7 protein-coding genes are annotated in these 7,172 nt (G+C 68.3%); 2 read left to right on the top strand and 5 right to left on the bottom strand.

Translation table 11 applies throughout. From position 1 onward, the window contains the following. The coding region (locus ISS20_RS22115) for an EamA family transporter (RefSeq protein ID WP_291439600.1) at positions 1 to 646 on the bottom strand (646 nt) is incomplete at its 3' end. 100 nt (positions 647 to 746) lie between these two features. On the opposite strand from ISS20_RS22115, the gene ISS20_RS22120 reads away from it, so the two are divergent. Next, positions 747 to 1,238, top strand: coding sequence for an Lrp/AsnC family transcriptional regulator (locus ISS20_RS22120; protein ID WP_291439602.1), 492 nt, complete (start codon positions 747 to 749; stop codon positions 1,236 to 1,238). A gap of 40 nt (positions 1,239 to 1,278) precedes the next feature. On the opposite strand, the gene ISS20_RS22125 is transcribed toward ISS20_RS22120, so the two are convergent. The 3 genes from ISS20_RS22125 to ISS20_RS22135 form a co-directional block, all read right to left on the bottom strand. Continuing rightward, positions 1,279 to 2,271: a 2-dehydropantoate 2-reductase gene (locus ISS20_RS22125; protein WP_291439604.1), complete on the bottom strand. Its 993-nt coding sequence runs from the start codon at positions 2,269 to 2,271 to the stop codon at positions 1,279 to 1,281. A 228-nt stretch (positions 2,272 to 2,499) separates the two neighbouring features. Then, positions 2,500 to 3,864 (bottom strand): ATP-binding protein, encoded by a 1,365-nt coding sequence (locus tag ISS20_RS22130; protein ID WP_291439605.1) that lies wholly within the window; start codon positions 3,862 to 3,864, stop codon positions 2,500 to 2,502. Between the two features lie 124 nt (positions 3,865 to 3,988). Further along, positions 3,989 to 4,648, bottom strand: coding sequence for a response regulator transcription factor (locus ISS20_RS22135; RefSeq protein WP_056066148.1), 660 nt, complete (start codon positions 4,646 to 4,648; stop codon positions 3,989 to 3,991). 199 nt (positions 4,649 to 4,847) lie between these two features. On the opposite strand from ISS20_RS22135, the gene ISS20_RS22140 reads away from it, so the two are divergent. Further along, a complete protein-coding gene (locus tag ISS20_RS22140; RefSeq protein ID WP_291439608.1) occupies positions 4,848 to 5,891 on the top strand; it encodes an ABC transporter substrate-binding protein in 1,044 nt (347 codons plus the stop codon). A 51-nt stretch (positions 5,892 to 5,942) separates the two neighbouring features. Here ISS20_RS22140 and ISS20_RS22145 read toward each other — a convergent pair. After that, positions 5,943 to 7,172 (bottom strand): Do family serine endopeptidase (locus ISS20_RS22145; protein WP_291439609.1); only part of this gene is annotated, 1,230 nt, incomplete at its 5' end.

Below are 7,172 nucleotides of genomic sequence, written 5' to 3' on the forward strand. Positions count from 1 at the left end.
CCACACCAATGAGCAGCACCATGGGCGACAGCAGTGCAGCACCCGCATGCACCACGCCCACGGGCACCACCACCAGCGCGGCCACCAGCAGGCCCAGCGATACCGAATGCCCCGCGTGCAGGTGCCCGGCGCGCTTGCCGAACACGATGTACAGCCCCCAGAACACGGCCGCGCCCAGGGCGTAGAAGACGCCCACCGGGTCCAGCGTGCTGCCGTTGAGCCCCAGCGGCAGCAGCATGCCCAGGCCCGCGATGGCCAGCGCCACCCACACAAAATCCACCGCGCGGCGGGATGACCAGATGGCCACCGCCAAGGGGCCCGCGAACTCGATGGCCACCGCCAGGCCAAATGGCAGGGTGCGCAGCGACATGTAGAACATGAGGTTCATACCGCCCAGCGCCGCGCCGTACAGCATGACGGCCCGCGCGTCGGCGCGCGACAGGTGCCAGCGCCAGGGCCGCCACAGCAGCAGCACCAGCAGCGCCGAAAAACCCACGCGCACGGCGGTGGTGCCCTGCGCCCCGACCACCGGAAACAGCCAGTGCTTGGCCCACGAGGTGCCAATGCCCAACGCGGTGACGGAACCCAGCACGGCCAGGAAAGGGAAGAACCGGTGCAGAAGAGAACGGAGGGGGGAAGCGCTCATGGGCTGAAAATATAGTGCGACCCCAGCGTGCTTTTGGCTCGAATTTTGGGGCCTGCACGCAACTTTCGCTCACCCTGAGACTCCGTTCCAAGGAACCCCCATGTCCACCCCGGCAGCACTTGACCGCTTCGACCTCGCGATCCTCAACATTCTGCAGGCCGACAACACCACGCCCCAGCGCGCGATTGCGCAGGCGGTGAACCTGTCGGCGCCTGCGGTGCAGCGGCGCATCCAGCGGCTCAAGGACTGCGGCGTGATCCGCGCCAACGTGGCCGTGCTGGACCCGGTGAAGGTGGGCAAGCCGCTGACCATCGTGCTGGAGGTGCACCTGGACAACGAGCGCCCCGACCGCACCGCCCCGCTGCGCGCGCGCATTGCGGCGGAAGACGCGGTGCAGCAGTGCTACAGCGTGACGGGCGAGGCAGACTACCTGCTGGTGGTGAACGTGGCGTCGATGGCAGACTACGAGGCGCTGACGCGGCGGCTGTTTGAGGGGGACGACAACATCAAGCGGTTTCGGACTTCGGTGGCGCTGGCCAGCCTCAAGACCGGGCTGCGCGTGCCGCTGGACAGCGCAGCACCCGCTGCCTGATCACCGGTCACAACCCCAATCCCGAATCCCAAATCCCAACTCACAGACCCAGCATCTGGCGCATCTGCTTGCCCGTGAGGCGCTGGCGCGGGCCACCCAGCAGCTCGCACATGCGCGCATTGAGCGGTGCCGCCATGCCCCGTTGCGCCGCCAGCCGCACTACGGCGCCGCACAGCGCGTCGATCTCCGTCACGCGCCCGGCCTCCAGGTCGTCCCACATCGACGAGCGCGCCGTGGCGTCGATCTGCAGCATGCGCTTTGCCAGCCGCGTGAACAGCCAGTTGGGCAGGCGCAGCACATGGGGCAGCAGCGTGGGCGACACGGCGGTGACCTGGGCGGGCGTGATGCCCGCGCGCGCCATCACGCGCAGCGCCTCGGTCTGCAACGCGGCAAAAACACGACGGCAGTCGCGGTCCAGCAGCTCTTGCCGCAGGGGCATGTCGGACAGCGCATTGACAGGGTTGTTGAGGTTGAGCAGCAGCTTGCCCCACTGCACAGCGCGGATGTCTGGCGGCAGCGTGGTGGCCAGGCCGGCGGCGTTGAACAGGGGCGCGATGCGCTCGGTGGCAGCGTCGCGCTGCAGCTGCAGGTGGCCTGCGGTGGCGCGGTGCACCTGCGCGCCGCGCAGCACCACGTTGTAGGGCACCATACCCGCCAGCACGTTCAGGCTGGGCGCCAAGGCAGCGATGCGGGCCACGTTGTCCACACCGTTTTGCAGCGAGATCACCGGGGTGCCGGGCACGCAGGCCGCCGCCAGCTCGCGCGCGGCAGATTCGGTGGCGCCGCTTTTGACACACAGCAGGATGATGCTGTCGGCACCAGGCGCGGCGTCGGCCAGCGTGGCAGCCAGTTGCAGTGCGGACGTGGGAACGGTGCGGTCAAAGCCGTCCAGGTCAGTGACCTGAAGGCCGCGCAGAGCGATGGGCTCCAGCGCATGGGGGCGGCCCACCAGGCACACCGGCTGGCCCTGCACGGCCAGGCGCCCACCCACATAACAACCAATGGCGCCTGCGCCCAAAACGATGAAGTTCATGCCGATGCGTGTGTACGGTGGTGGAAGTGGACGCAGGCGGACCAGGAACCGGCACAGCCTGCGCGCTACCCCCGCATTGTGCGGGGCAGGCCCCTGGCGGCGTGGCGCGCACGTGACGAGGCGCTTTGAAGCACTCTGCGGGTGCTTTTGAGGGCTTTTGAGCCGATAGCGCTAGTGCAATATGCCTGAACAGCTATGTAATTAATAGCAAACAGGGCATCACAGAGCTCAGGGCTTGGCAGCCGCAAACCGCACGGTCACCCGCAGGCCGCCCAGGCGCGCCGAGCTGTCCAGCGCCACGGTGGCGCCATGGCCTTGGGCGATGGCCTGCACGATGGCCAGGCCCAGACCGCTGCCGGGCGCACCGTCGGCGGTGACGCGCACAAACCGCTGCATGGCCCGCTCGCGGTGCTCGGGGGCGATGCCGGGGCCGCTGTCTTCCACGGTGAGCACGGCATGGTCGCCCTCGCGGCGCACCTGCAGGTCCACCTGGCCGCCGGGCGGGCTGTATTTGATGGCGTTGTCCAGCAGATTGCGGGCCAGCATGCGCAGGGCCTCGGCATTGCCTGTGACGGTGGCGGCGTCAGATTCGAGCAGGCCCACATCCATGCTGCGCGCCTGGGCGGCGGGGGCCACGTCGGCCAGCGCCAATTGCGCCGTGGCGCGCAGGTCCACCGGATCGTTGACGGCCGTGCTGGCCTCCTGCCGGGCCAGGGTCAGCAGCTGCTCGACCAGCCGCGTGGCGCGCTCGATGCCGGCCGACAGGCGTTCGATGGCGGCCGCCCGCGCGGCGTCGTCGCCCGCACGTTGCAGGCCCTGCAGTTGCAGGCGCAGTGCGGCCAGGGGGGAGCGCAGCTCGTGCGCGGCGTCGGCCACAAAGTGCTGCTGCGCCTCGAACGCGTGCTGCACGCGCTCGAACAGCAGGTTGAGTTCGCTCACCAGCGGCTGCACCTCATCGGGCAGTTGTGCATCGCTCACGGGCGACAGGTCGTCGGCCTGGCGCTTTGCCAGCTGTCGGCGCACGCGCTCCACCGGGGCCAGCGACCGGCTCACGCCCCACCACACGGCCAGCACCAAGAGCGGCGCCATGATGGCCAGCGGCGCCAGCGTGCGCAGCGCCAGGCTGCGGGCCATGTCGCGCCGCGCAGCCATGTTCTGCGCCACCTGGATGACTTGCGAGCGCGTCTGCATCGAGAACACCCGGTAGGTGCCGCCGCGCGCCTGCACGTTGGCAAAGCCCAGTACGGCGATCTGCGGCAGGGCCGCGCCCACGGCGGATTCAAAAATGCGCAGGCCTTCGTTGGTCCACACCTGCACGATGAACTCGTGGTTTTCGTCCTCGGGGTCCAGCCCTGGGCCCAGGCCTTGGGCATCCACCGGCAGGCCCGAGCGCAAGGCCAGTGCGGTTTGCTGCATGTGGTAGTCGAACAGCGCATCCGCCTCGTCCAGCGCGCCCCGGTAGGCCAGTGCGCCCTGTACTGCGCCGGCCAGCACGATGGCGGCCAGCAGGAACACCAGCAGACGCATGCGCAGCGAGCGCGGGAGCATGGACTGCAGCGCGCTGCGCCAGGAGGTGGTTGGCACGTTCTTCATCTCTATTCATCCATCCCCGCTGCATGCTCACGGCGGGAGATTGCGCGGGGGCAGCCAGCAAGGGCCGCCCCGCAGCAAAGGCTGTCGTCCCCTTGGGGGGAAGCGGCCAAGCCGCTCAGGGGGGTCATGCCTTCGGCACGAGGTAGCCCACCCCGCGCACGTTCAGCACCAGCTCGGGCCCCAGCTTCTTGCGCAGGCCGTGGATGTAGACCTCCACCGCGTTGCTGCTCACCTCGTCGCCCCAGCCGTAGAGCTTGTCCTCCAGCTGCTGGCGCGACAGCACCATGCCGGGGCGGGCAATGAGCGGCTCCAGCACCGCCCATTCGCGCCCCGACAGCACCACGGGCGTGCCGCGCACAGTCACCTCGCGCGTGGCGGGGTTGATGCTGACGCCCTGGTGTTCGTACACCGGCTCGGCCCGCCCTGCCGCGCGGCGCAGCAAGGCGCGGATGCGGGCCAGCAGCTCGTCCAGGTCATAGGGCTTGAGCACATAGTCGTCGGCCCCGGCATCCAGCCCCTCGATGCGCTGCGCCACGGCATCGCGGGCGGTGGCCACCAGCACGGGAGTGCGGTTCTTGCGGGCACGCAGGTCGCGCAGCACGGTCAGGCCGTCGCGTTGAGGCAAGCCCAGGTCCAGCAGCACCAGGTCGTACGCTTGGGTGCGCAGGGCCGTGTCGGCCGCGTCGCCATCGCGCGCCCAGTCCACCGCGTACTGCTCGGCGCGCAGCAGGTCCAGCACGGCTTCGCCGATCATGGAATCGTCTTCAACAAGCAAGAGGCGCATGGAAAGGGGGCAGAACGGTCGGCCGGGGATCGGTGAGAAGGGCTACCCGCGAAGGATAGCGGCGGCACGGCCGATGACGCAGCCCCGGGCTGCGAGAACGACTTTGTTTTGTCACATCACTGTCACAATGAATGCGCCACGCGCACACTGCCCGCCCCAGGGGCCGGGCCACCACCACAAAACACAAGGAGCAAGACCGATGGCAATTCCGATGGCATTTCCCCCTCTCCACCACGTTGCGGCAGCCGTTGCGCTGGCGGCGCTGTCTTCCACGGGTGCCCAGGCACAGGGCGTGGTCAACGCGCTGTGCAGCACCGACGCGCCCTGGTGCGAAGCGGCTGCCAAGGAGTTCACCCGCAAAACCGGCATCAAGGTGAACCAGGCCCACAAGGGCACGGGCGAGATTGCCGCGCAGCTGCGCGCTGAGGCCAACAACCCCAAGACTGACATCTGGTGGGGCGGCACGGGCGACCCCTTCTTGCAGGCGGCGGAGCAAGGCCTGCTGGCCGAATACCGCCCCGCCTATCTGCATGACCTGCACAGCTGGAGCGTGCGCCAGTACGCCATGTCGGGCCACCAGGTGGGGGGCTTTTACAGCTCGGCCATCGGCTTTGGCTACAACACCGAAACGCTCAAGAAGAAAAAGCTGCCGGAGCCGCAGTGCTGGTCCGACGTGATCAAGCCTGCCTACAAGGGCGAGGTGGAAATTTCGCACCCTGCCTCCAGCGGCACGGCCTACACCGTGATCGCGGGGCTGGTGCAGCTGATGGGCGAAGACAAGGCGTTCGACTACCTCAAGGCCCTGCACAAGAACACCACCACCTACACCCGCAGCGGCCAGGCACAGGCGCCCAACGTGGCCAAGGGCGAGGTGGGTGTGGGCATCACCTTCATGTTCAACTTTGAGAAATGGAAGGCCGACAAGTACCCGGTAAAAACCCAGGCGCCTTGCGAAGGCACCAGCTACGAGGTGGGCGGCATTGCGCTGGTCAAGGGCGCGCGCAACATGGAGAACGCCAAAAAGTACTACGACTGGCTGATGAGCCCCGAAGGCCAGGCCGTGGGCGCCCAGGTGGGCAGCTACCAGGTGCCCGCCAACAAGACCTTCAAGATGGACCCGCGCATCCCGACGCTGGACAACGTGAAGCTCATCAAATACGACTTCGAGAAATACGGCAAGGCGGCCGAGCGCCGGCGCCTGATCGACCGCTGGACCAAGGAAGTGGAGGCGCTGCCGCGCTGACGCGCAGCGCCCGCCGCTGGGCTGGAGCCGACGGCAGGCGCAGGCCATGGATCAGCCCAGGCGCACGGGCACAAAGATCTTGTCGCCGTCGCGCTCAATGAGCAGCGCCACCGACTTGCCCGCCTTGGCCATGGCGGCACGCACCTGCGTGATGTCCTTGATGGGCGCGCCGTTGATGGCCAGCAGCACGTCGCCCGGCTGCACACCGGCCGCAGCGGCGGGGCCGCGCGCCTGCTCGATGACCAGTCCCTCATTGAGGCCTGCCGCGCGCCGCTCCTGTGGGTCCTGCGGGCGCAATGACAGGCCCAGTTGGCCCTTGCCCACGGCATCGTCGTTGCGCGCCTGCTTGATGGCCTTGTCGCTGGCGTCGCCCAGGGTGGCGGTCAGCTCCAGCGGCTTGCCCTGGCGCCAAATCGACAGCTTGGCCTGTTGGCCCGGCTGCGCCTGGCCCACCCAGGCGGGCAGGTCGCCCGAGGCGACGATGGGCTGGCCGTCCACCTGGCGGATCACGTCGCCGGCCTGCAGGCCGGCCTTCTCTGCGGGGCTGCCCTTGCTGACGCTGGCCACCAGCGCGCCTTCGGGCTTGTCGAGGTTGAACGACTCGGCAAACGCCTGGTTCACCTCTTGCACGGCCACGCCCAGCTGTGCGTGGCGCACCTTGCCGGTAGCAACAATCTGGTCTTTGATCTTGGCCGCCAGCTCGATCGGGATGGAGAACGACACCCCTTGGTAGCCCCCCGAGCGGCTGTAGATCTGCGAGTTGATGCCGACCACTTCACCGCGTGCATTGAACAAAGGCCCGCCCGAATTGCCAGGGTTCACCGCCACATCGGTCTGGATGAAGGGCACCAGGCTGTCGTCGGGCAGCGAGCGGCCCTTGGCGCTGACCACACCCGCCGTCACGCTGTTTTCAAAGCCGAAGGGCGAGCCAATGGCCAACACCCATTCACCCACCTGCAGGTCGCGTGTGCTGCCCAGGCGCACCGTGGGCAGGTTCTTGGCGTCGATCTTGAGCACGGCCACGTCGGTCTTGGGGTCAGAGCCCAGCACCTTGGCGCGGAACTCGCGGCGGTCGGTGAGCTTGACGATGACTTCGCTGGCACCCTTGACCACATGGGCATTGGTCAGCACCAGGCCATCCGGGCTGACGATGAAGCCCGAGCCCTGGCCGTGCGTGGGTACGTTGGGCTGGGCCTGCGGCCCCATGCCGCCCGGAAAACCGAACTGGCGGAAGAACTGGTAGAACGGATCGTTCGGGTCCATCTGCGGCGCCCGGCCCTG

This window comes from Acidovorax sp., from assembly GCF_016783915.1.
Classification (GTDB): Bacteria; Pseudomonadota; Gammaproteobacteria; order Burkholderiales; family Burkholderiaceae_C; genus Acidovorax.